The organism is Natrarchaeobius oligotrophus, from assembly GCF_003841465.1.
Lineage (GTDB): Archaea > Halobacteriota > Halobacteria > Halobacteriales > Natrialbaceae > Natrarchaeobius > Natrarchaeobius oligotrophus.
This window is the reverse complement of record NZ_REFZ01000003.1, coordinates 46777-68655: the sequence shown is the minus strand read 5'-3', so window position 1 is coordinate 68655 and position 21879 is coordinate 46777. Positions and strand designations below refer to the sequence as shown.

The 21879-nt window shown below is 65.6% G+C and carries 21 protein-coding genes, 1 tRNA gene and 1 pseudogene; 11 read left to right on the top strand and 12 right to left on the bottom strand.

Going from position 1 to position 21879, the window contains the following annotated elements:
- Window positions 1–129 precede the first annotated feature (129 nt).
- Entirely contained in the window at window positions 130–2433 is a 2304-nt protein-coding gene (locus tag EA472_RS05290) for a heavy metal translocating P-type ATPase (protein ID WP_124190475.1), read from the bottom strand.
- A 379-nt stretch (window positions 2434–2812) separates the two neighbouring features.
- On the bottom strand, window positions 2813–3349 hold the full coding sequence (locus EA472_RS05285; RefSeq protein WP_124190474.1) for a hypothetical protein: 537 nt from the start codon (window positions 3347–3349) through the stop codon (window positions 2813–2815).
- A 788-nt stretch (window positions 3350–4137) separates the two neighbouring features.
- Here EA472_RS05285 and EA472_RS05280 point away from each other — a divergent pair.
- From EA472_RS05280 to EA472_RS05260, 5 genes are all read left to right on the top strand, one after another.
- Complete coding sequence (locus EA472_RS05280; protein ID WP_124190473.1) at window positions 4138–4689, top strand: DoxX family protein; 552 nt, start codon at window positions 4138–4140, stop codon at window positions 4687–4689.
- A 173-nt stretch (window positions 4690–4862) separates the two neighbouring features.
- Window positions 4863–5579, top strand: a complete 717-nt coding sequence (locus EA472_RS05275) for a hypothetical protein (RefSeq protein ID WP_124190472.1) — start codon at window positions 4863–4865, stop codon at window positions 5577–5579.
- Window positions 5580–5669: 90 nt separating this feature from the next.
- Window positions 5670–5939 (top strand): hypothetical protein, encoded by a 270-nt coding sequence (locus tag EA472_RS05270; RefSeq protein WP_124190471.1) that lies wholly within the window; start codon window positions 5670–5672, stop codon window positions 5937–5939.
- A gap of 75 nt (window positions 5940–6014) precedes the next feature.
- On the top strand, window positions 6015–7538 hold the full coding sequence (locus EA472_RS05265; protein WP_124190470.1) for a stage II sporulation protein M: 1524 nt from the start codon (window positions 6015–6017) through the stop codon (window positions 7536–7538).
- A gap of 189 nt (window positions 7539–7727) precedes the next feature.
- Window positions 7728–8123: a hypothetical protein gene (locus EA472_RS05260; protein ID WP_124190469.1), complete on the top strand. Its 396-nt coding sequence runs from the start codon at window positions 7728–7730 to the stop codon at window positions 8121–8123.
- A gap of 91 nt (window positions 8124–8214) precedes the next feature.
- On the opposite strand, the gene EA472_RS05255 is transcribed toward EA472_RS05260, so the two are convergent.
- The 8 genes and pseudogenes from EA472_RS05255 to EA472_RS05220 form a co-directional block, all read right to left on the bottom strand.
- Complete coding sequence (locus EA472_RS05255; RefSeq protein WP_124190468.1) at window positions 8215–9684, bottom strand: MATE family efflux transporter; 1470 nt, start codon at window positions 9682–9684, stop codon at window positions 8215–8217.
- Between the two features lie 124 nt (window positions 9685–9808).
- Window positions 9809–10900, bottom strand: a complete 1092-nt coding sequence (locus tag EA472_RS05250; protein ID WP_124190467.1) for a geranylgeranyl reductase family protein — start codon at window positions 10898–10900, stop codon at window positions 9809–9811.
- Between the two features lie 239 nt (window positions 10901–11139).
- Window positions 11140–11679 (bottom strand): GTP-dependent dephospho-CoA kinase family protein, encoded by a 540-nt coding sequence (locus tag EA472_RS05245; protein WP_243637790.1) that lies wholly within the window; start codon window positions 11677–11679, stop codon window positions 11140–11142.
- Window positions 11680–11807: 128 nt separating this feature from the next.
- Window positions 11808–12005, bottom strand: coding sequence for a transcription elongation factor subunit Spt4 (spt4, locus tag EA472_RS05240; protein ID WP_124190466.1), 198 nt, complete (start codon window positions 12003–12005; stop codon window positions 11808–11810).
- A gap of 2 nt (window positions 12006–12007) precedes the next feature.
- Window positions 12008–12577 (bottom strand): DNA-directed RNA polymerase, encoded by a 570-nt coding sequence (locus EA472_RS05235; RefSeq protein ID WP_124190465.1) that lies wholly within the window; start codon window positions 12575–12577, stop codon window positions 12008–12010.
- A complete protein-coding gene (locus EA472_RS05230; protein WP_124190464.1) occupies window positions 12578–13015 on the bottom strand; it encodes a PIN domain-containing protein in 438 nt (145 codons plus the stop codon).
- A 22-nt stretch (window positions 13016–13037) separates the two neighbouring features.
- Window positions 13038–14276 carry a translation initiation factor IF-2 subunit gamma gene (locus tag EA472_RS05225; protein WP_124190463.1) on the bottom strand — a complete coding sequence of 413 codons (1239 nt, stop codon included), beginning with the start codon at window positions 14274–14276 and terminating at the stop codon, window positions 13038–13040.
- A 187-nt stretch (window positions 14277–14463) separates the two neighbouring features.
- A pseudogene (locus EA472_RS05220) lies at window positions 14464–15846 on the bottom strand (RNA-guided endonuclease InsQ/TnpB family protein).
- Between the two features lie 442 nt (window positions 15847–16288).
- On the opposite strand from EA472_RS05220, the gene EA472_RS05215 reads away from it, so the two are divergent.
- The 3 genes from EA472_RS05215 (at window position 16289) to EA472_RS05205 (ending at window position 18829) form a co-directional block, all read left to right on the top strand.
- Window positions 16289–17215, top strand: coding sequence for a winged helix-turn-helix domain-containing protein (locus EA472_RS05215; RefSeq protein WP_124190462.1), 927 nt, complete (start codon window positions 16289–16291; stop codon window positions 17213–17215).
- Window positions 17216–17369: 154 nt separating this feature from the next.
- The gene (locus tag EA472_RS05210) at window positions 17370–17795 is read left to right on the top strand and encodes a hypothetical protein (RefSeq protein ID WP_124190461.1); all 426 of its coding nucleotides are present in this window, start codon (window positions 17370–17372) and stop codon (window positions 17793–17795) included.
- Between the two features lie 38 nt (window positions 17796–17833).
- The gene (locus tag EA472_RS05205; RefSeq protein WP_124190460.1) at window positions 17834–18829 is read left to right on the top strand and encodes a DUF5787 family protein; all 996 of its coding nucleotides are present in this window, start codon (window positions 17834–17836) and stop codon (window positions 18827–18829) included.
- 185 nt (window positions 18830–19014) lie between these two features.
- On the opposite strand, the gene EA472_RS05200 is transcribed toward EA472_RS05205, so the two are convergent.
- A complete protein-coding gene (locus EA472_RS05200) occupies window positions 19015–19839 on the bottom strand; it encodes an MBL fold metallo-hydrolase (protein WP_124190736.1) in 825 nt (274 codons plus the stop codon).
- Between the two features lie 202 nt (window positions 19840–20041).
- Between EA472_RS05200 and EA472_RS05195 the strand changes: the two genes are divergently transcribed.
- Together EA472_RS05195 and EA472_RS05190 are read left to right on the top strand one after the other, a co-directional pair.
- Window positions 20042–20114: transfer RNA gene (locus EA472_RS05195), tRNA-Asp, on the top strand.
- Between the two features lie 321 nt (window positions 20115–20435).
- A complete protein-coding gene (locus tag EA472_RS05190) occupies window positions 20436–20858 on the top strand; it encodes a hypothetical protein (protein ID WP_124190459.1) in 423 nt (140 codons plus the stop codon).
- Window positions 20859–21223: 365 nt separating this feature from the next.
- Here EA472_RS05190 and EA472_RS05185 read toward each other — a convergent pair whose 3' ends face one another.
- Window positions 21224–21433 (bottom strand): ribbon-helix-helix domain-containing protein, encoded by a 210-nt coding sequence (locus EA472_RS05185; RefSeq protein ID WP_124190458.1) that lies wholly within the window; start codon window positions 21431–21433, stop codon window positions 21224–21226.
- An 87-nt stretch (window positions 21434–21520) separates the two neighbouring features.
- Between EA472_RS05185 and EA472_RS05180 the strand changes: the two genes are divergently transcribed.
- Window positions 21521–21850, top strand: a complete 330-nt coding sequence (locus EA472_RS05180) for a DUF5789 family protein (RefSeq protein ID WP_124190457.1) — start codon at window positions 21521–21523, stop codon at window positions 21848–21850.
- Window positions 21851–21879 lie beyond the last annotated feature (29 nt).

Below are 21879 nucleotides of genomic sequence, written 5' to 3'. Positions count from 1 at the left end.
CGTGGGCGTGACCCCGCGAGCGGGAGTACTCGAAAGGGTCTTCGGTATCCGTCCGTCGCGTCTCCCACAGGACGATCGTTCACCGCCGTCTCGGACGGCCGTCGATCCGAACGCACACACCGGAGACGGTCACGCCGACACGTCGGCACGGCGCAGGAACTGCGCGTTGATCGCGACGATAACCGTACTCGCAGACATCAACACTGCGCCGACCGCCGGCGAGAGGAGGACGCCGACGGGCGCGAGGACGCCCGCGGCCAGCGGCAGCGCGAACACGTTGTAACCGGCCGCCCACACGAGGTTCTCCTGCATCTTTCGGTAGCTCTTCCGACTCAGTCCGACGAGGTGGGCGACGTCCCGCGGGTCGTTTTCGACGAGGACGACGTCGGCGGACTCGACGGCGACGTCAGTTCCCGAGCCGATGGCGATTCCGACGTCGGAACGCGTCAGCGCGGGCGCGTCGTTCACCCCGTCGCCGACCATCGACACGAGCTTGCCCTGCTCCTGTAGTTCGACGATCTTCTCGTCTTTGTCCGCCGGAAGGACTTCGGCGAAGTAGGTGTCGATCTCGAGTTCCGCGGAGACGGCCCGGGCGACGTCTTCGGTATCGCCGGTTAGCATCGCGACCTCGACGTTCATCTCGTGGAGCGCGTCGATCGCCTCGTAACTCTCCTCGCGGATCACGTCCGCGAGCGCGACTGCGCCCACCGCCTCGCCGTTTCGAAGCAGGTAGACGACGCCCCGTCCGCGCTCACCCGCTTCCGCCGCGAACGCCTCGAGGTCGGGATCGAGCGCGACGTCGAGGTAGCGCAGCAGATTCGGACCGCCGACGGATACCGTTTCGCCATCTTCGGCCGGGCCCCCGTTCACGTCCGGAGTAGCCGCGGGTTCCGCGTCGACGGTTGCGCGGACGCCCCGGCCCTCGAGGGCCTCGAACTCGCGGACGTCCGGTACCGAGAGCCCGCGCTCGTCGGCCTCGTCGCGGATCGCCTCCGCGATCATGTGCTCGGAGTCGCCTTCGGCTGCGGCCATCAGCGACAGAAGTTCGGCTTCGTCCCAGCCGTCGGTCGTGGCGACGTCGACGACCCCCTGCTCGCCTTTGGTGAGAGTTCCCGTCTTGTCGAAGACGATCGTATCGAGGTTGCGCGCCTCCTCCATGGCGATCCGGTCACGGATGAGCATACCGTTTTGCGCCGCCATCGTCGTGTTGATTGCGACGACCAGTGGGACGGCGAGTCCCAGCGCGTGGGGACAGGCGATCACCAGGACGGTGACGACCCGCTCGACGACCGTCAATCCGAATCCCGCGGCGACGGTCCACGCGACGGCCGTGACGACCGCGACCGCAATCGCGGCGTAGAACAGCCAGCCCGCGGCCCGATCGGCGAGCATCTGCGTTCGAGACCGGCTCTGTTGTGCCTCCTCGACCAGTCGCACGATCCCGGAGAGCGTCGTCTCCTCGCCCGTTGCAGTGACGCGAACGCGGAGGCTGCCGTCTCGGTTGGTCGTCCCGCCGATCACCTCGTCGCCGGGTTCTTTCTCGACCGGTCGAGATTCGCCGGTGATCATCGCCTCGTTGACGTTCGATTCGCCGTCCTCGACGACGCCGTCGGCGGGGACGTTCGCTCCCGGTCGGACGAGCACGAGGTCGTCCGCCTCGAGGTCGTCGACGCGGACTTCTTCGGTCTCGCCCACCTCGGTGATTCGCTCGGCCGTATCCGGCATCAACTCGGCGAGTTCGTCCAGCGCTCCCGAGGCTCGTCGGACGCTTCGCATCTCGATCCAGTGCCCGAGCAGAAAGATGACGATCAGCGTGACGAGTTCCCAGAACAGCGGCTCTCCGATGTCGAACGCGACCGCCGCGACGCTGTAGACGAACGCGACGGTGATCGCAAGCGAGATCAACAGCATCATTCCGGGTTCCCGGTTGCGCGCCTCGACGGCACCCATCCGCAGGAACGGAACCCCGCCGTAGACGAAGACGGCGGCGCCGAGCACCGGCGCGACGAACTCGCTTCCGGGGAACGAGATCGCCGCGTAGCCGAACCACGCCTGGAGCATCTCGCTGTAGTACAACACCGGAATCGAGAGGACGAGGCAGACGAAAAAGCGCCGTTTGAACAGCTCCTCGTGGCCCGCGTGGTCGACGTCGGTCTCGCTGTCGTGACCGTCGCGGGCGTGGCCGACGTGGGCTTCGTCGCCGGTGCGGTCGACGTGCTCGCCGTGGTCGTGGCCCGACGACCGCCGGTCTTCGCGGTCGTCCGCTCGAGGGTCGCGTCGACCCGACAGTACCTCGGTTCGTTCGGTCTCCCCGGCGGTGAGCCCGCAGACGCGACAGCACGGGCAATCGCGGTCGGTCGGCTTCTCGCGCCGTGTTTGTGCTTCGTGAACGTCGTTCGAATCGGACGTTCCCGTTGATGCGTCCCGTGACATGAGATTCTCCGTCGAAGCCGTCCCCGGGTTCGGTTCGCTCACCCTCGGAATCCCGAACCGAAGGAATCGACGACGCGGTTCGTGACGGCCGTTGGGTCTGTCGTTCGCGAAACAGGTTCCTAACTGTTGGGATGAGTTCTCCGATTCGAGAACGCACCCACCAACCGGTTCAGATAGCGACGAACGAAAGAACGGGCGCACTACCGGACGGCCGGAACTCGATCGCAAACCGAAGGGGCGTGACGAAAACGGCGATCCGCAACGGAACTCCGGGCGTCGACTTTCTCGAGACCGCAAATCTCGACGAGAGGACCGACTCTCGCGACGAAAGCGACGAAATGTGACCGACCTCAGGTGCGAATCGAACCGGTTCGCGGTTCTAGTCGCAGTGGTCGTCGGGGTCGCTCTGGGCCGTGGCGATGTGGTATCCCTTGTAGTACAGCTTGACCGTCGCGTTGCCGTCGGGAGCGTGGACCCAGAAGGTTTCGGCGCTGGCGAGCGTGTTCTCGACCGTAATCTCACCCGTCGCCCCGGTCTCGACGACCTTGACGGTGAACGTCAGGTCGGTGTCTTTGCCGTGGTGCAGGTAGAACCGCGCGTACTCCGTTTCGGGATCGAAGCACTCGAAGTTGAACGCCACCTGATCTGCGACCTCGCGGGCCTTCTTTCGCCTGCGCCGCTCTTTCTTCTTTTCTTTTTTACAGTCTTTCTCCTTTCCGTGATCCTTCTTTTTCTTACCTTTCTTGCCTTTTTTGTACTTGCCGTGGTCTTTCTTGTCTTTGCCGTGATCTTTCTTCTCTTTCTTTTCGCCGGCGCTTGCGGAACTGACACCGAGAGCGGAGCCGCCGATCAGCGCACCGGTCGCTGCGATACCTTTGAGGCTCGCACGTCGTGAAATGCGATCGTCGTCTGTCATGGTACTCCCCCCAGTGCGACGGTGTCACCGTCGAACTGGCGAGTACCGATACCTCCATCTGATTGACGTTTTGTTATCAGTGAACTACTGTAATTAACGAAAGTGCTACCCAGTAGACTATTCTGCGGTGACAACACTGCACGTCTCTGAAACACCCGTTTCGCCCGAACGCGCGACGTTCTCGTGGAAATCTTCCGCTACAACCGGTACACGCCGGTTTCGACGGGGACGGTTCCGAATCGTCCGTCTCCCGCTCACGAGAGCGACGGGTAGGATTCGTCTGTCGCAACTCGATGCGGCGTAACCCGTCTCCGGTCGAAGACGATAGCCCACCGTTCGCGCGGTATCGTCGTCCTTCCCCGCGTATCGCGTCCGAAGGGGCGTCTTACACCGTCCGCGTGTCCGGCGGTGCTCCATCGGTCTCCGAAACGGTGTTCGGCTCCGGTAGGGTACGCGACGACCGATCGCGAGGTTCGACCCGCTCGTGAAATCGACGACCCCTCGCGATCGAGCGACGACGATCTCGCCAACTCGAGTCGCGGACGGCCCCTGAACTCGAGCCGCGGACGGCCGTACTCGATCCGAAATCTGCCGTTAGCCGGCGGTTTCGATCGCCGCGCGAAGCCGTTCGATCCGCGGTTCCGTCGGACGGGTGCGGGACGAGACGGCGATCACGCCATTCGGTGGCACACGTGACGACAATCTGACCCAATTCCTGGAAAATGGGAACTACGATCCGAGTATATGTGGCCGAACGTCCAACGTCTAACCGTAAGAGGTGACCGACAATGGAAACGACTCCGGTAAACCGGTTGGAAAGCCGCCTCGGTGGCGTAACGCTCGAGGGCGAACCCCACGCGCTGAGCGCGTGGTTCGTCGTCGCACTGCGATTGACGATGGGACTCGCGTTCCTGGGTGCGGGACTCGGGAAGGTCGCGGGCGGTTCGTTCGACGCCAGCGGTTACCTGATGGGCGCTGAAGGACCCGTCGCGGGACTGTACGCCGCGATGGCTGCGAATCCGGCGCTGATGGACGTGGTCAACGTCGTCGTCCCGGCGACGCAGGTCATGATCGGCCTCGCGCTCGTCGTCGGCGCGTTCGTCCGGCTGGCCGCCCTCGGCGGCGCGATCCAGATGGCGATGTTCTACCTGGGAAGCTGGGACGTCGCCGGGCCGCTCGGGTTCGTCAACAGCGACCTCGTCTACCTGATGGTCTTCCTGGCGATCGCCGCCTTCGGTGCCGGACGCATCCTCGGTCTCGACCGCCACATCGAGCGACTCGAGGTCGGCGGCCGGACGCTGATCGAGCGGTACCCGAAGCTTCGGTACCTCCTCGGCTGAGCGACCCTCCGGTCGCTCCGATTCGCGGAGGCGTTTCCCCGGCGAACCACTCCGTTTCCCTGCCGTACTTTTTCGTTTTACACCTGTTTCCCACCGAGTAGGTCGTCAGTTCGAGCTGCGTTCGTTACGCGTTTCGAAACTGTACTGGTAGTGACGTCCGAACGTCGAGGAGGATGGTCATCTACGATCGGACCGACGCGGCGGGATTCGAACCGACCGATCGCTGGGCGGACGGGTTCGGCTGGATCGCCCACCCCGGCGAGCGGGCGAAGCGAGCCAGTCACGCCGTTCGCTGTGACGACGGCGTCTGGCTCGTTGATCCGCTCTGGGCACCCGACGTCGACGACCGGATCGACGAACTCGGAACGGTTGCGGGCGTTCTCGTCTGTTTCAACTGGCACGCGAGAGACGCCGATCGGTTCGCTCGACGGTACGACGTGCCCGTGTCGGTTCCGGACTGGCCCGGAATGGATCGAGTCGAAGCGCGACTCGAGGCGTCCGTCGAACGGTTCGCCGATCGACCGGGAACGGGTGACGCGGGGCTGGAACTGCGGCGATGCGAACCGATGCCGGGGTGGTCGGAGGCGATGCTGTACCGCGAGGCGGACGCCACGTTGTACGTCCCCGAGTCGCTCGCGACGGCGCCCACGTACACCGTCGGCGACGAGCGACTCGGAACCGGCGTGATCCGGCGGGTGAACCCGCCGCGTGACCGCCTGGCCGACCTCGAACCCGAGCGCGTCCTCGTCGGCCACGGCGAGGGCGTCTTCGACGAGGCAACGCGAGCGCTCGAGTACGCGCTGGCCGTCTCCAGGCGACGACTTCCCCGTGCGGTGGTCGAAAACGGACCGAGCCAGGTTCGCGCGCTGTTCGCGGCGATGCGGTCGTGACCACGACGACCGCGGGGTCGCCGCCGGGCGACTCCGTCGTCCGAACACGCAATCACTACGTATCCCGCCCGCGAAGCCGCACGCGACGTCATGATCCGTCGCATCCTGAAGGGGCTCCTCGCGAGCGTCGTCGGAATCGTCGTCATCGGTCTCCTCGCAACGGTCGTCTTCGCGGTGACCATCTTCGTCGTCTCGACCGGCGCCGGACTCGCCGGCTACGAGCCGAGCGCCGACTACGTCGTCCTCGCGGCGGCGCTGATCGTCGTCGCCGTTATCCTCACCGGCGGATTCACGCCGCGGCTCTCCGGCGGAATCGACGAGGAGGACGGCGATCGGTTCGACGATCGAACGTTCAACTGACCGGCTCGAGCGAGACGCCTCTCACGTACCGTCTCCGATAGGTTCGTTTAACTGAGATTAGTCCGTCTCTCCGGTATGGTCCTTTCAGACGCCGTCTCCGCCGTCGTCGCGACGCTTCGTCGTCGACCGAGCGACCTCCTCCCGCTGTATCTGCTCGGCGCAGCCGTCCCCGCAATCGCCCGAGTGTTCCTGTTTTTCGGGCTGCTGATCGGCTACGCATACCTCGAGGCAACCGGCCGGCTCGAGGGGCTGACGGATCAGCTCGCGGGAATCGATACGACGCCGCCCGATCCGGACGCGGGCGACGAGGCGTTCGAAGAGTGGGCGCTGCAGTTCGAACCGATCGTCGAGCAGGTCGTGACGCTCCCGATCGTCGCCCTGGCAGCCGCGACGATCGTCGCGACGATTCTCACGATACTCGTCCTCTACGTCGTCGTCTCGGCCGGCCAACTGGCCGCCTGCGAGGCGCGTCTCCGGAACGAACGCGGGACGGCGGCGGGGATCGCGGGCGTCCGCCGGTACTCGCTGCGGTTTCTCGGCCTCGCGATCTTCGAGTTCGTCCTGTGGTGGGTCGCGATACTCGCGATCGGTGCGTTCGCGCTGTTCGCCTCCGTCGCGCTCGCCATCGCCTCGCCGATCCTCTCGGTGCTGGTCGCGTTGCTTCTGATGCTCGCCCTGATTGCCGTGCTCGCAGTCGTCCGGGCGCTGTTCGCGTTCGCGCCGGTAGCGGTCGTCGTCGACGACGCGGGAATCCTCCGATCGCTCGTCAACACCGCCGGCTTCGTTCGGCGGCGACCGATCGACGCCGGCTTCTACTACGTCATCTCGGTCGGCTCGCTTCTGGCGATTTCGGTCGTCTCGAGCCTGCTCGTGATGGTCGAGATCGTCGCGTTCACCTCGCTCGTCTCGGTCGCGATCCTGTTGCCCGCACTGGACCTGCTGAAGACCGCCCTGTACGGCGGCTACCGTGACAGATTGTCGCCACCCCCGTCCCCCGAGCGATCGGTTCGGACGCAGTTTCGGGACGGGATCCGACGCGGCTGGTCCGAGATGATCGCGTTCGTCCGGGAGACGCCCGGCATCCACGCGCTCGTCGTCGTCCTCGCGGTCGGCTCGTTCTGGGTCGGCTGGCGGCTCGCGGATCCCGTCGCCGGCGAAATCGAAACCTCGATCGCCGCGCGACTCGAGGGGCACGTCGCGCCGGCCGCGGCGCTCGAGTTCTTCGGAAACAACTGGCTGGTGGCGATCACGACGGCCTACGGCGGCGTTGCCCTCGTCGTCCCCGCGCTCGCGTCGTTACTGTTCAACGGCGTGATGATGGGCTCGCTCTCGCGCCTCGAGGTCGAGCCGATGGAACTGCTCGCGTTCGTCGTCCCGCACGGAATATTCGAGATTCCGGCCATCTTCGTCGCCAGCGCGCTCGGACTCTGGCTCGGCGTCGTCGGCTGGCGGACGTTCCGCGGTCGCCTCGACCGCGAGGAGTTCGCGGACGCGCTCGAGCGGGCGTTCTGGGTGCTCGTCGGCGTCGGAATTCTGCTCGCGATCGCCGGCTTCGTCGAGGGATTCGTGAGCCCGTACTACTATCAGTTTTTCCTGTAACCGCCGCGACCGCCACGCTCTTCCGTTCGCCGTCGCCTCGCACTGACGGCCCTGCGAGCGGCCGACGTCCGAGCGCGCCGGACGCGCGTGCGGGACGGAGCGAGCCTCGATCGTCAGGGGTCGGACGGGATTTCGACGACCGGAACCCGCCGGCCGCAGCCTGACGGCCGTCCGCGTTCCAGCGTCCGTATGGACTCGAGTACCGACTTCGCGGCGCTCGTCTCGCGGGTTCGCACGCAGTCGAAAGACGCCGCCGGCTCGGACACCGAGCGCGTGACGATCCGATCGCTCGAGGGGGTCGATCCCGGCTCGCTGTCGACGCTGCTCGAGACGGCCGAGAGCGAGGACGTGCCGCCGGGTGATCTCGTGTTCGTGCTCTCGCGAGCCAACGCTGACAGCCTGCTCGAGCGAGAAGCCGACCTCGACGACCGCGAGGATCTCGAGGACCGACTCGGCCGTCCGGTTCGGGTGGAAGAACGGATGCCCGACGAGACGGTGCTGTTACTCGCGCCGGACGCCGTCGACGGCGAGCAGATCGTCGATCCGACGGCGATCGCCTGCGGCGTGATCGGATCGGACTCCTGATACGAGCGCTGCTGTGTCGACGTATCGGCGGGACCGTAGCCCGCTCCGGGCGTGCCGGAACCGACGGACAGCGGCCGCGTGAGAGGCGGTACTAGGAGTCCGGACCGGCGTCCCCGTCGGACTCGGGAGAAGACGCCGACGCGGCGGACGGCCGGTACCGTCGGCTCACCACCTTCCATCGTCCGCGGCGGAACAGCCAGTAGTTGATGCCGCCGGGGACGTACGTCTCGAGCAACAGCGCGAGATAGAGCGCAGTGACACCCAGCGGCGTCACCAGCCCGAGCGCGGCGGCCGGCAGCGCGAACACGTAGCGGCCGACGAGCGAGGCGACGAAGGGAAGCCTGGTGTCGCCGGCCCCCAGGAGGACGCCCGCGGAGGTGCCGTCGATTCCCATCCCGATCGCGCTGATCGCCCCGACGGCGACGAAGATCGCGGCCTGTGACACTTCCTCCGGGCCGGAGACGAACAGCGATGCGATCGGCTCGGCGAAGACGACGACGAGGACGGCGATGGCGGTGTAGACCACCACCGCGAGCCGAACGATCGCCGCGCCGTAGGCACCCGCCTCCGTTTCTTCGCCGGCACCGAGGTGCTGGCCGACGAGCGAACTCGAGGCCAGCGAGAGCCCCCAGTTGACGCTGTTCGAGAGGTCCCGGACGCGGCGACCGACTTCGATCGCCGTGACGATCACCGGCCCGAACGAGGCGGCGATCCACAGCAGCGGGAACACGACGACGCCCTGGGCGAGCCGTCGACCGATCTCGGGTGCGGAAATCTCGATTAGCTGGGAGACGACCGAGGGCTCGAATCCCAGTCCCGATCGCGTGATCGGGACGGGACTCGCCTCCATTCCGAGGTGGCCGTAGGCGCGTCCGACCATTCCCCAGCCGAGAACGAGCGTCACGATTCCGGTCGAGACGGTGGTGCCGATCGCCGCGCCCGCGACACCCATCCCGAACCCGAAGATGAGGACGCCGCTGAGGAGGACGTTGAGGACGGCACCGCCGGCTCGAGCGACCATCTCGGTAAATGTGTCGCCGACGCCCGTGTAGGTTCGACTGGCGATCAGGTTCAGCATCTCGAACAGGACCGCCGGTGCGACGAACGCGAGGTACGTGCTGCCGTGGGCGAGTGAGTCGGGTCCCGCACCGAGGAGCCCGATTAACTGATCGGGAACCGTGAGGAAGACGACCACGATCGGGACGGCGAAGGCCACCGCGAGCACGACGCTCTGCGTGACGACGACCGACGCGCGTTCGGTCTCCTCGCCGCCGTAGTTCTGCGAGACGAGGCTCACGGTCCCCCCGGCCAGTCCGAGCCCCAGCATCGACACCACTCCCCAGTACGCGAGCGCGAACGCGAGTCCCGCGGTCCCGGCGGTGCCAACGGCGAGGCCGACCATCGCGAGGTCGGCCGTCTGTTTGGACATGATCGCGAACCCCGTAATCACGCGGGGCCACGCGAGATCCATCGTCGAACGGAACCGCTCGGCGTCGATGACGCCCAGACGCTCGAGCACGCTCGCAATGGACGACACCGCGGCCGACTGCCAGCCGGTCATTGCGCGGTCGTTGTGCGACCGCCCTCTTGCGTCTGTCGTTTGGGCGGCCGCCGTAGCCGACTATCGACGCGACGGGGTTCGGATGCACCTGCTAGATGCGAGCGTCGACGCGACTGCGAGCGGCTCACGGTCGCAGCCGCGAGAGCAGCGCCTTCAGGTGCGCCGGCGAAGCGAGCGACGTTGGGCGGTCCATGTGGACGCCGATTTCGCCCGAGAGCGCGCCCAGTCCCACGTGCTGGACGGGCTCGGAAAGCGAGTACGCCCGACGGATCAGGTGGCCCAGTTCCATCTCGCGCTCGAGGTCGTCGCGCCAGGCGTGTTCGTACGCGGCGAGCGTCGCCGGTCGTTCGGGATCGATCTCCCTGGCGGCGTGGTCGGCACAGGTCATCCCGTAGAGGATCCCGCCGCCGGTGAACGGTTTCGTCTGGGCCGCCGCGTCTCCGAGCAGAAACGTTCGCCGACTCGTCACGCGATCCGGCGGCCCGATCGGAATCGCTCCCGAACACCGGTGCGAGACGTCGATCTCGTAGCCGTCGACCAGCTCCTCGAAGTGCTTCGTCACCTGGACGCCGGGCGGGGCCGCCAGCCCGTACTCGACGCCCGCCTCGCCACGGGGGATCCGCCAGGCGAAAAACGTCGGTGCGGTGAGGTGGACGTCGACGAAATCGGCGTGATCGCCCTCGTCGGAGAACGCGAGCACGCCGTGTAACAACTCGCCCGGCTGTGGCAACTCGAGTTCGTCGCGGACCCGCGAGCGCGGGCCGTCGCAGCCGGCGAGCATCCTCGCCTCGAACCGGTCCGTACCGTCCGGCCCGCTGACGACTACCTCGACCCGGTCACGACGCTCGCACACCTCGGTGACGGTGTGACGCTCGCGGACGTCCGCGCCCGCCTCGCAGGCGAGGTCAGCGAGGTGGCGATCCAGTCCGACCCGGTCGATCACGTTGGAGGCGACTTCGCGCTTGTAAAAGGGGTAGGCGTCGCTGTGCGGTCCGCCGACGTGAAAGCGCGCGCCGTGGATCTCGTTTTGAAACAGCGTCTCCCGCGCACCCGGGCCCGTGAACTCCCAGACGTCGGTGCTGACGTGTCCCGAACAGGCCAGGGGCTTGCCGATCCGCCCTTTCTCGAGTGCGAGGACGTCGAACCCCTTTTCGGCGGCCCGTCGTGCGAACCGGGCCCCGGTCGGCCCGACCCCCACGACGACGAAATCGTACATGTCTCTCACGTTCACGTCCGTCGATAAATAGTCTGGTGGACGGTCGTCGTCCCGTCGCCTTCGGCCGTCACGTCTCACGCGGATATCCGTCCGCCGGTTTCGGCGAGGCTGTCAACCGCCTTCGGTCGTCTCTCCCCATCGTCACAACAGACCGTCTCATACGGTTTACCGTCCGTCAGTTCCGGCCCACCCGCGACACGGGCGGCGGGTGCACCGGTACATCGGGACAGTAATCCGTCTCAGTCCTCGGCGGGCGTCTTCTCGAGCAGCGACCAGAACCGCTCGAGGTCGCCCTCGAAACGATCGAGCAGCGCCCGGACAGCCGCCCGCGCGTCGTCGGTGACCTCGACGTGGACCATTCCCTCGCCGGGTTGGCCGTAAACGACGCTCGCGCCGTCGGGAGCGGCGGCGATCGCCGGCAGCGCGACCAGATCCTCCTCGCCGTCGACCAGGATCGTCGTCGGCTCCTCGGCCGCGAGCCCCTCGAGCAGCGCCCGAACGACGTCTTCGGAGAGTTCGGCCGGCCGATTGGCGACCTCGACGTGCGTTTCGGCAGTGACCGCCTCGCGAATCTCGCCGTCGACGGCCTCGCGTTCGGTTCGCTCGTCGACGACAGCGACGTCCGGCGGTCGGCCCGCTTGCAGGAGGTGGTAGGTGACGACGTCGCCGACCGCGATCAACGGTCCCTCGACGCGCGCGATGAGGCTGTCGGCGTCGGTTTCGATCGGTCCCATCGGCTCTTTGAGCTCGTGGCGAAGCTCGTCGGGAAGAACCAGCAGCCGCTCGGGTTCGGGAACGCGGTCGCTCCCGTTATTGCGCTCGCTGTTCGTATCGGCCTCCGGCGCCGACTCCCGCGAGCGCTCGCGGTCGCCCCGAGAATCGTCGTTTCGCGTCACGGATGCTCCGCCTACCGGACTTTGAGCGCGTACGCGCCGGGTTCGGTCACCTGCATCTCGGTGGCGATCCGGCTCTCTTCGGGGTGGGCGATGACGACGTAGCCGGCCCAGTCCTCGGTCAGCGACGACGAGTTACAGGCGTCGCAGGTTTCGTTGTCCGGATCGTTGACCCGGTGGCACTCTCGACAGACGAGACGATCGGCAACCATCGTTACTCACCCGCCGTCGCTTCCTGTTTCTCGTGATCTTCTTTGAGCCAGCCGTGTTTTCCGAGCCCCGGCTGTTTGGCCGTGAGCCCGATCTTCGAGTCGCGCGGGTTGCGCTCGTCGATGCTCTTGGTGACGATGCGAGCTCTGACGGCGTCGTCGACTCCGAGCGTCCGGCTGGACTCGTTCGAGGCCAGCTGCTGGTTTTCGGCGTCGTAAGCGAGGTACTCGTCGCTGATCTGTGAGACGTGTAACAGGCCGTCGACGGGGCCGATCCCGACGAACGCGCCGAACTCGACGACCTCGACGACGGTGCCGTCGACGACCTCCTGCATCTGCGGATCGAACGTGACGGCGTCGAAGTCGGCCTTGTAATAGACGCCGGGTCGGTTCGGAAGCACCGTCCCCTCCCCGATGTCGTGGACCTCGGTGACGGAGACGACGCTGCCGACCTCCTCGTCCATGCGCCCCTCGAGTTTGTCCTGTAGCAGTCGCTTCACGAGGTTCGGCGAGACGTCGCCGAGCTCCTCGGGCGGTACTTCCACCGTGTCTTTCAATCTGACCCGTTTGTACATCTATGGTCGAGTGATCGCTAACTTGTTTCTCCCGCGTAATGCAATTACCGGTACATCCGTCTCGAGTATCCGGTCGCGCAGCGGGCGATCGTTCGTGACGACGTAATCGACGGTACCCTCGCGGGCGAGTTCGACCAGCGCGTCGTCGGCGTACGACGCCTCGGTGTCGACGACGAGACAGCGTTCGGTCGCCAGATCGTGGCCGACGTTCGCCGCGGTTCCCTCCGTCCCTCCCTTCTCGGAGAGGCGTCGAAGTTCTTCGACGACCGACTGGGGTGTCGTCGGCTCGAACCCGTCCGCTTCGGACCGTTCGTCCGCCCCGTCGTCCGGCGCTCGAGGCGCACCGCCGAGCAGCCGGTCGAGTTCGTCGAACACCCGGACGTCGAGTTCGACCGGCATCATCAGCGCGCTCGTGTCGAGGGCGACCCGCGTACTCATTCTCTGTACTCGGTCATCGAACCTAGCCCTGCAACGTTCCCAGTCCGATCAGCCGCCAGCGCGCGCCGATTCGGCGGTTGATCGCGATCTTCGCACCCGGCTCGGCCGAAACCGGCCGTTTGAGGTTGACCTCACATTCGCCCTGTCGGGCGCTCGTGACCGCGCCGACGGTCGTCGCCGTTCCGACCGTCATCATCAGCGGTTCGCCGGTGCTGATCTCGTCGATCTCGCCGGCTTCGCCGCCGTCGGTGCCGACGACCCGATCGAGGAGGTCGACCTCCATCGTGAACTGCTCCCACGTCGGGGGCAGCGTCCCGGGCGGTCCGGCGATTCGACCGGCCAGCGCGTCGCCTTTCGTCAGCGAGGGGTCGAGACCGGTTCCGACGCCGAGTAACCCACCCGGAGTCACGCTGTCGACCGTCTCGCCGCCGGCCTGGAGCGAACGGATCGTCGTCTCGATCGGGACGTGCTCGGAGCGGCCGCCCTCCTCGACCTCGCGGCCGGGACGGATCTCGATCTCGTCGCCGACCTCGAGTTCGCCCTGGACGAGGCTGCCCCCGAGCACGCCGCCGGCGAGGTTCTCGGCGGTCGTTCCGGGCTTGTTGATGTCGAAGCTGCGGGCGACGTGCATCCGCGGATCTGCGTCCGGATCGCGATCCGGCGTCGGAATCTCCTCCTCGATCGTTCCGATCAGCAGATCGACGTTGACCTCCTGGCCCGCCGAGATCGGGACGACCGGCGCGTCCTCGGCGACGGTCCCCTCGACGAACTCCTGGATCTCCTCGTAATTTTGTCGGGCCTGATCGGCGCTGACGAGGTCGATTTTGTTCTGGGCGATGACGATGTTGTCGATACCGATGATGTCGAGCGCCATCAGATGCTCTTCGGTCTGGGGCTGGGGGACGGGTTCGCTGGCGCTGATCACCAGCACCGCGCCGTCCATCAGCGACGCACCCGAGAGCATCGTCGCCATCAGGGTCTCGTGACCAGGGGCGTCGACGAACGACACTGTCCGCAACGGCTCGCTCTCGGAGCCGTCGGGACACTCCGCTGAAACGGTGTAGCACTCGGGCTCGTCCACGCCGGGACAGTGACGGAACGTCGCGTCGGCGTAGCCGAGGCGGATGGAGATACCGCGTTTCATCTCCTCGCTGTGCTGGTCGGTCCACGAGCCACTCAGTGCCTGCACCAGCGTCGTCTTGCCGTGGTCGACGTGACCGACGAGCCCGATGTTCACCTCCGGTTGTTGTTTGTCTGCCATAAGACGGTGAGTAATCTTAGATAGCAGTTCCGCCGTGCGATTGATAAACCTACTGTTCTGACCCCGCTCGAGTCGCCCGGGATCGTCTTCGCGTGCGGTCTTTCACGGCGACGAGTCATACGGGCTGGTTTGACATCCTCTCCGCCCTGAAGGGCGAAGATTCCCGACCGCGTTGGGATATTGTGGTTTACGACGTGACCTGTTCTTGAGGTGCGAACGCACCAGTTTCCTTGTCAAACAGGAACGTCGATGGCTGTGCCAACCAGCCGTTACTCCTATCCTCGGCAGGACTCGGAGATACTTTCTGTCGAATGTTCTCAGCACCGTTCACGTCCGCGTTCGCCACCGTCTTACACTCATCACACACGTACAACCCGCGCTCAACACGGTTGGCTTTGCGTTCCCGACCACAGCACGAACACGATTTTGAGGTATCACGCTCAGACACTTGCTCAACCGTGATACCTTCCATCTCGGCCTTGTATTCGAGCAGATCAGTGAAGCGATCGAACGCCCATGAGTGCAGGTCGAGGTTACCGTGTTTGCCCCAGTTCTTCGACTCGCCGTTCTCCTCGTCCTCACGGATGCCGGAGAGATCACCCACTACGATCGTTCCAACACCTTCCTCAACACACCGCTGGACAATCTGCTTGGAGAGCGTGTGGAAGTAGTGAGTGCGTCGAGTCGATTGCTTCTGATTCAACCGCGTGGCCTGCTCGGAATCCGAGTTGTCACACTGTGCAATCCGCTTACTGAAGTAGTAGTCGTCCTGCTTCAAGCAGTTGAGTGGGTACAGCTCGCTGTGACCGCCTTCGTAGGCGAGCGCAGCGAAGTTGTTGATACCGAGGTCAACGCCCACCGTCTTCTCGCCGGGCGACTCGGACACCTCTATCTCGACTTTGCAGACGAAGTGGAGTTCCCACTCGTCACCCGTCCAGACCGCTCGGACTTGCTGAACGTTCTCCACGGTGGAGAGGTCAACGTCGGGACGAGTTTGGTACTCACAGAGGATGAAGTCCGACCAGTATTCTTTCAGATTCGAGCCTTTGGAGAGTCTGACCCGGTTGTACTGGGTGTCGAGTTTGAATCCAGCGGCTTTGAACGTGACCGTGCTTCGTGGGTGTTCGTCACCGTGCTTACGGTAGCCGGGCGGGTTCGCTCGTATGTCTCCGTTGCGTCGTTTGCCGTACCAGCCGTTGAACGCCTCAGCGAGTTCTTGAAGGATTCGCTGTGCTCAATGAGCGAAGCTCATTGGCATCACGAGACGGCTTCGCCGTCTCGAACGAACTTGACTGAGAATGCAGGTCATCGTAGCGTTCGTGGCTCTTGAGATACGCGGTGAGTTCTTGGTGTTCTGGGATGTAGTCGATTTCGTCCCAGACGCGACTGATTGTCCACCGTCCGACGCTCACAAGAGCGGAGCTCTTGTGCAGCCCATCAGAAATCTTTGATTTCTGAGGACGTTCCAGAGTTTACTGGCGGCGAACCCAAGGGCGTCGAGGTCGTCAGTCACCTGTTGCTGATTCCGAATGGAAGCAGTGTAAGTGCGTGTGACGACCTGTTTCGCCATACGTAACCAATGTAGAGATAGTTACTTGAATGCATGGATATTGTGACGTGGAATATCCAGTGATGCTATCGACGGTGGGTTGCGAAATGCATTGTCGGATTCATCCCCGCGCTAAAGCGCGAGGCTTTCTCCTCGTTCTTCCGTAACTGTACCTCGGTGGGAGCCCTACCGGTGGCGATTCCACCGGTACCGACGGTCGCCAGTCCGTCTCAGTCGGTTCGCGACGGCGAGCCCGACGGACAACGGCGCGTTCGGTGACGACGCGATCGACCGATCGCACCGGGGGCCTCGACCGCGATCGTTCCGTCGACCCCGAGACGGGCAACGACGAGTCACCGCCTTCCCGCTCGGAAAATGTCAACTACCTCGCCACTAGTAACAGAAGGATTACAAAAATGCGTTTGTGCGAACGATTATCCTTGCAGCCGTCCAACGGCAGCGCATGAGCCGAACGGACCACGTGGATCGCTCTCGGAGCCTCCTCGAGTGCACCGACTGTCTCGATCCGGCTGACGCGTTCGCGCTGATCGGCAACGACACGAGGCTCGCGATTCTCGAGGCGCTGTGGGCGGCCGAAGAGCAGCCGGTGTCGTTCTCCGAGCTTCGGCGGACGGTCGGCGTGCGCGACTCGGCGCAGTTCAACTACCACCTCCAGCAGCTCACCGGCCACTTCGTCAGGAAGGTCGACGGAACCCCCGACGGCGGCGCGGGCGGCTACGAGTTCAGACACGCCGGCGAGAAGGTCGTCCGATCGATCCTCGCGGGCTCGTTCACCGAGTCGCCGACGCTCGAGCCGTTCGAGGTGACGGGGGCGTGCGTCTCCTGTGGTGGCCCCTTGCGGGCGTCGTACCGGGACGAACAGTTCACGATCGCGTGTCTCGACTGCGGACAGCGACACGGGGAGTATCCGTTTCCACCCGGCGGGCTGAACGACCGCACGCCCGAAGAGATCGCCGAGGCGTTCGATCACCGCGTGCGACACCTGCACTGTCTCGCGGCCGACGGCGTCTGCCCGGAGTGCAACGGCCGGATGGGGTCGACCATCGTCGAAGACGGCGAGTGCTGTCTCGGCGTCGGTGTCCGCGTCGACCACGAGTGTCGCCAGTGCGGCCACGCGCTCTGTTCGACGGTCGGCCTCCGACTGCTCGATCACTCCGAGGTCGTCGGTTTCCATCGCGAACGCGGCGTCCACCTGGACGAGCGACCGTACTGGACGCTTCCCTGGTGCGTCTCCGATCGATACACTCGCGTCCTCGAGCGCGACCCGTACCGACTCGAGGTCCGAATCCCGGTCGGCGCGGACCGCCTCAGCGTTGCGATGGACGGCGAGTTGAACGTCCTCGAGACGAGCGTCGAAACCGACCGGTAGCGTCGGTGCAGCCTCCTCTTCTCCGACGGTGGCAACTGCTCCGAAGAGGATCGCCCGTTCGCCGTACTGAAACGAGTTTCAGTTCGATTGCCAACAGAAATGATTTTCAGATTACACTTATTCCCGACGGCGACCTCCGTTCGAACGAAGACCGATGCGACAGAACCCACCCACGTCCGTCCCTCCCCGCGCCGACGGCGCGGGTTCTCCCGACGATCCGCTCTCCGAACTGCTGATCAGCGCCGCGAGCACGGGGATCGTCCTCGTCGCCGGCCTCTGTGCGTACTGGACGTTCGACCTCGTCGGAGGGTCGGTCGTCACGGTCAGCGCGGCCGCGCTCGTCGCCGCGGTGATGGTCGCCGTCGGCGTCCCGACGGCGGGCCGCGCGCTGGCAAATCGAAAACGCCGCCGCGACGAGCGGCCGACGGGGATCCCTTCGAACGGTGGTACTGCGCGGTCAGCGAGCGCCGCTACCGGCGACAGCTCGAGCGCCGACGCGACGACTTCCCCGAGCGGTCGCCGCTTCGAACGGCCGAAACGCGACGCCGATTCGCAGCCGTCGTCGCCCGCTGACGGGTGACCGCGGTCCTTTTCTCGCCGGCGTCCCTTCGGTCGACCGTGTCCGAGTTCGCGTTCGAACTCGAGCTGTGTGCCCACCTCGAGCGGCGGGATCGCGACGGAAGCGATTCCGGGAGAATCGTCGCCCGCCAGCTCGGGGCGAGCGTCGCCGATCCCGGCGGCCGTATCCTCGACGTCGTTCTGGTCGAACCGGGACCCGACTTCGGCGACCGAACGTCGATCACGAGCGAGGCGATTCCGGACGCGGCGATCGAATCCGACGTCGGCACCGGCAGGGCGCGCTACTGGAAGACCGCGTTCGACTGCCACCCCGACCACGCCCGGCGGGCGACCGAGCGCGCGATCGAGATCGGCTTTTTCGAGCGCGAGCTTCGAAACGGCCGCGAGTACGTCCGCCAGGTCGCGCGCTACCCGCGGTGGTACGACCGTATCGTCGGCATCGAGAACAAACCGGACCTCGATCGGCCGGGCGACCTCGAGGCCCAGCTACGAACGGACGCGAGTCTCGCGCTGGTCGACGAGGTCGTTCTCGCGACGGAGAGTTACGTGACGCGGGCGCACCTGAACCGGATTCCCGAGGCGGTTGGCGTCTGGCGCGTTCACCGGGACGAGCCGACCGGTCTGGAGATCGAGGTGATCCGTGAACCGACGTCGCTGCCGGTCGACGGGCCCGGGATCGAGCCGCTCGAATACCGACCTGGGCGCACCGAGATCGCCGTCGTCTCGGCCGGGGAGAAAGTTCGCGCTCGCCGACGGCTCGCGGAGCGCGCGTACGGAAAAGGGTGGCGAACGTACGACTTTCCGGCGTGTGCCGCCTGCGAGCCGGCCGAATCCGACGGCGCCACGCTCCCTCACTGCAGCTGGGCGGGGCGGGCGGTCCACGCCGATTCGGAGTGTGGGCCCGCCTGTCCGGGCCACGAACCGGCCCCTGCGTCGACGATCGACCTCGACGCCGAGCGCGACCGGCGGACGTCCTGGGTCGCCGATCCGGCGGGGAAGCGACGACGGCAGTCGGGGCTGGATCGGTTCGGCTGATACCGACCGCTGCCAACCGTCCGGAGCGACCGCGAGCCAGTCGGCGGGTGCACCGGTACATCGTTCCGGTAATCCGTCTGAGTCCCCGTCGGCTCGAGCGACTGTGACGATCGCGACCGGTTCAGGCGAGGGAACCGGTTCGGTAGACCGACCAACGCGATCGCACGAACCGTCGTGTCACCGCATCAGAGAACGTACTCCTCACCGTCGAGCGCGAGCGGCTCCTCGAACGCTTCGTCGGCCGGGTAGAAGTGCGCAACGTGGACCAGCCGCGTTCGTTCGGCGTTCAGATCGTCCGCGAGCGCGAGCGCGCCCTCTCGAGTCATGTGTTTCGTTCCGAACGTCCGGGGAACGCCGTCGTCGCCCTCGTGTCGACCGCCGAGCGGATGGTACTCACAGAGGTGCGCCGGAACGATCGCGTCCGCGAGAAAGAGGTCCGGATCGGCCAACACCTCCCGCGACGAGTCGGGCACGTCGTAGCTCGTATCGCCCGACAGCGAGAGCTTCGCACCCGAGAACGGGTCTTCGATCGCGAGCCCGTAACAGACGAACGGCGGATGGTCGACGGGAACCAACGTGACGTCGAACCCGCAGATCGCGGTCGACGCGAGCGGCTCGGTCGGCCGAACCGTCACCGCCTCGAGGTAATCGTACTTCGAGGAGACCGTCTCCGCGACGCTCTCGCCCGTGGCGGGGTCGGTCTCGTTCGCCGCGTACACGTCGAGGGAGTCGAAGATCCGAAACGCGTTCCCCAGCCCGTCGAGGTGGTCGAAGTGAATGTGCGTGATGACGGCGGCGTCCGGCAGGGAGACGTCGTCTCGCAGAAACTGGTAGCGGAAGTCGGGGCTACAGTCGATCAGCAGGGACTCGTCCGTCCGCTCGTTTTCGACGTGAACCGAAAATCGCGTTCGCTCGAGATCGCGGTCGCGCGCCAGCCCGCACGTCTCGCAGTCGCAGCCGACGGTTGGCGTGCCGGTCGTGTCGCCGGTGCCGAGGAGCGTCACGCGCATCGCCGCGTTCTCCGCTCGCGATCCATCGCTCATCGGTTCCCTTTTTGGCCCGCCACATAAAGGGTGTTCCCCGTCGACGGCGACTCCGGAGCCGACCGACTCGAGGTCGATGGGCCGGCCCGAAGCGTCGGTTCGGCCAGCGCCAGCGCGGGAATCACGGAGCAAAACCCTTAAGAGCCAGTCCGGGCAACGCTGTGTTGCTGCCCGGATGGTGTAGTGGCCCATCATACGACCCTGTCACGGTCGTGACGCGGGTTCAAATCCCGCTCCGGGCGTCTTCTGCTGCCGTCAACTCGAGAGCGAGGAGTACAGCGACGAGCGAGCGACGACGGCAGCGAAACGCCACCGAGGAATTTGAACGATACCGAGGTTCTACGAGCGGGTTCTGGGGAGTTGTCGAATCCCGCTCCGACACTTCTCGAGTCGCTTCGAGTGTGTTTTCGCGATCACGGTCCGTCTCGAGACGTCCGCCGTCCGGGCCGTCTGGCGAATTCGGTGTCGATCTCCGACAGCTCGCTCGAGTCGTTTCGGTCGGCGACCGAACTGGTCACGCAGACGAGGCATACCACTAACTACGTGCCGGGCGTACGCTCCCTATGGTCTACATCACGCGTGCGCTTGTCGACGTCCTCCTCGATCTGGCCAGCGACTCCGATCCGGATCGCGTGACGACCGGCGTCTCGGTGACACCGGCCGGCGAACTCGAGGGAGCAGACGCGCTTCCGCCCGACACACCAGTCTTCACCGACTTCTTCCTTCCCGATCCCGGCAACTCGGTCAACGCCGTTTTCGGCGTCGACCTCTCGACGCCGGCGCGGCAGGCGCAAGGTCAGTTCGTCTCCCACCCCGTCCGGGAGCTCGAGGTGACCAAGCGGGACGACCTCGCGCAGGTGATCTTCGTCGCCGTTCCACCCTGGACCGCCGACGAGGATTCGTTCGCCGCGTTCGGCCGCGACGGCCAGCGCCACCCACTCGAAATCGTCGACGCACAACCGCCGTCGCAGTCGCTTTCTGGGTGAGCGCTGTGGCCGCCTCGGGCCGTCGGTGACGCGAGGCCGGGAAAAAGCGAACTCGATCGGGAGGTCGGCCGACGGCCGTTCACCCGCCACTCGGCGTCGGCCAGTTTCCGTCGTCGATGATCCGGTCGATGATACTGCCCCGGTTCGACTCGGTTTCGTCGTCCGACTCCTCCGATGGAAAGTTCGGAACGTGTGGCACGGAGATCGCCTCCAGTCGACTCTAGGTACCTCGAGACGGAAAAGCCTCGGGTCGCCCTCGGTCGCGTCCACGACCCGACGAGCGGACGTTCGGACTGCAGTGAGCCGTTCCGGCGCACCCGGGGACTCGGTTCGGGCGCGCCGGTACACAGTCACGGTAGTCCGTCTCAGTCGAGGTAGCCGAGTCCCCGAAGCTGTTCGGTGATCTCTTCGAACTCGGCTTCGGTGAGTTCACCCTCTTTCTGGTGCTGGATGACGATGCTGCGCAACAGAAACCGCACGAGGTCGCTCGTGCTCTGGAAGCTCGTTCCTTCGATCGTCTCCTCGACGCGCTCGGCCAGATCCTTCGGGATCGAAACCGTCGTGTACTCGGTCATATGTCGGTACTCCGTCGCAGGACCCAAATGCGTGTCGACGGACCGCGGGTCGTAGCGATTTTCATACCGGACTCCCAACGGGTGTGTATGGGAGTCCGGCCACCATCGAGCGGAGACGACGACGAACCAAGGAGTGTGGAGTTCGGGATCGCAGCCCTCGACGCCCGCCTCAAAGACGCCGATCTCTCCTTTCCGGCGACGAAAGACGAGGTCGCGACCGAACTCGGCCAGGAGCGCGTTCCGTACGACGTCCACGGCAACGACGTTGCACTCGGCGAGATGCTCGCGGAGGTCGACGAAACCGAGTTCAGATCGCGCCAGGTTCTTCTGAACGAGTTGCACGAACCGTTCGAAGCCTACCGGAAGGAGAACTCGGGCGGCGTCTTTCGCCAGGTTCGCTCGATGCTTCCGTTCTGACCGGCGGCGACGAACCGGTTGCCGTCCTC

Excerpts from the sequence above, each read along its gene's own strand:
- EA472_RS05285 (WP_124190474.1), bottom strand. The coding sequence starts at position 3,349 with ATGACAGACGACGATCGCATTTCACGACGTGCGAGCCTCAAAGGTATC.
- EA472_RS05260 (WP_124190469.1), top strand. The coding sequence starts at position 7,728 with ATGGACTCGAGTACCGACTTCGCGGCGCTCGTCTCGCGGGTTCGCACG.
- EA472_RS05275 (WP_124190472.1), top strand. The coding sequence starts at position 4,863 with ATGGTCATCTACGATCGGACCGACGCGGCGGGATTCGAACCGACCGAT.
- spt4 (WP_124190466.1), bottom strand. The coding sequence starts at position 12,005 with ATGGTTGCCGATCGTCTCGTCTGTCGAGAGTGCCACCGGGTCAACGAT.
- EA472_RS05270 (WP_124190471.1), top strand. The coding sequence starts at position 5,670 with ATGATCCGTCGCATCCTGAAGGGGCTCCTCGCGAGCGTCGTCGGAATC.
- EA472_RS05280 (WP_124190473.1), top strand. The coding sequence starts at position 4,138 with ATGGAAACGACTCCGGTAAACCGGTTGGAAAGCCGCCTCGGTGGCGTA.
- EA472_RS05290 (WP_124190475.1), bottom strand. The coding sequence starts at position 2,433 with ATGTCACGGGACGCATCAACGGGAACGTCCGATTCGAACGACGTTCAC.
- EA472_RS05200 (WP_124190736.1), bottom strand. The coding sequence starts at position 19,839 with ATGCGCGTGACGCTCCTCGGCACCGGCGACACGACCGGCACGCCAACC.
- EA472_RS05215 (WP_124190462.1), top strand. The coding sequence starts at position 16,289 with ATGAGCCGAACGGACCACGTGGATCGCTCTCGGAGCCTCCTCGAGTGC.
- EA472_RS05250 (WP_124190467.1), bottom strand. The coding sequence starts at position 10,900 with ATGTACGATTTCGTCGTCGTGGGGGTCGGGCCGACCGGGGCCCGGTTC.
- EA472_RS05180 (WP_124190457.1), top strand. The coding sequence starts at position 21,521 with ATGGGAGTCCGGCCACCATCGAGCGGAGACGACGACGAACCAAGGAGT.
- EA472_RS05230 (WP_124190464.1), bottom strand. The coding sequence starts at position 13,015 with ATGAGTACGCGGGTCGCCCTCGACACGAGCGCGCTGATGATGCCGGTC.
- EA472_RS05190 (WP_124190459.1), top strand. The coding sequence starts at position 20,436 with ATGGTCTACATCACGCGTGCGCTTGTCGACGTCCTCCTCGATCTGGCC.
- EA472_RS05255 (WP_124190468.1), bottom strand. The coding sequence starts at position 9,684 with ATGACCGGCTGGCAGTCGGCCGCGGTGTCGTCCATTGCGAGCGTGCTC.
- EA472_RS05225 (WP_124190463.1), bottom strand. The coding sequence starts at position 14,276 with ATGGCAGACAAACAACAACCGGAGGTGAACATCGGGCTCGTCGGTCAC.
- EA472_RS05210 (WP_124190461.1), top strand. The coding sequence starts at position 17,370 with ATGCGACAGAACCCACCCACGTCCGTCCCTCCCCGCGCCGACGGCGCG.
- EA472_RS05265 (WP_124190470.1), top strand. The coding sequence starts at position 6,015 with ATGGTCCTTTCAGACGCCGTCTCCGCCGTCGTCGCGACGCTTCGTCGT.
- EA472_RS05235 (WP_124190465.1), bottom strand. The coding sequence starts at position 12,577 with ATGTACAAACGGGTCAGATTGAAAGACACGGTGGAAGTACCGCCCGAG.
- EA472_RS05185 (WP_124190458.1), bottom strand. The coding sequence starts at position 21,433 with ATGACCGAGTACACGACGGTTTCGATCCCGAAGGATCTGGCCGAGCGC.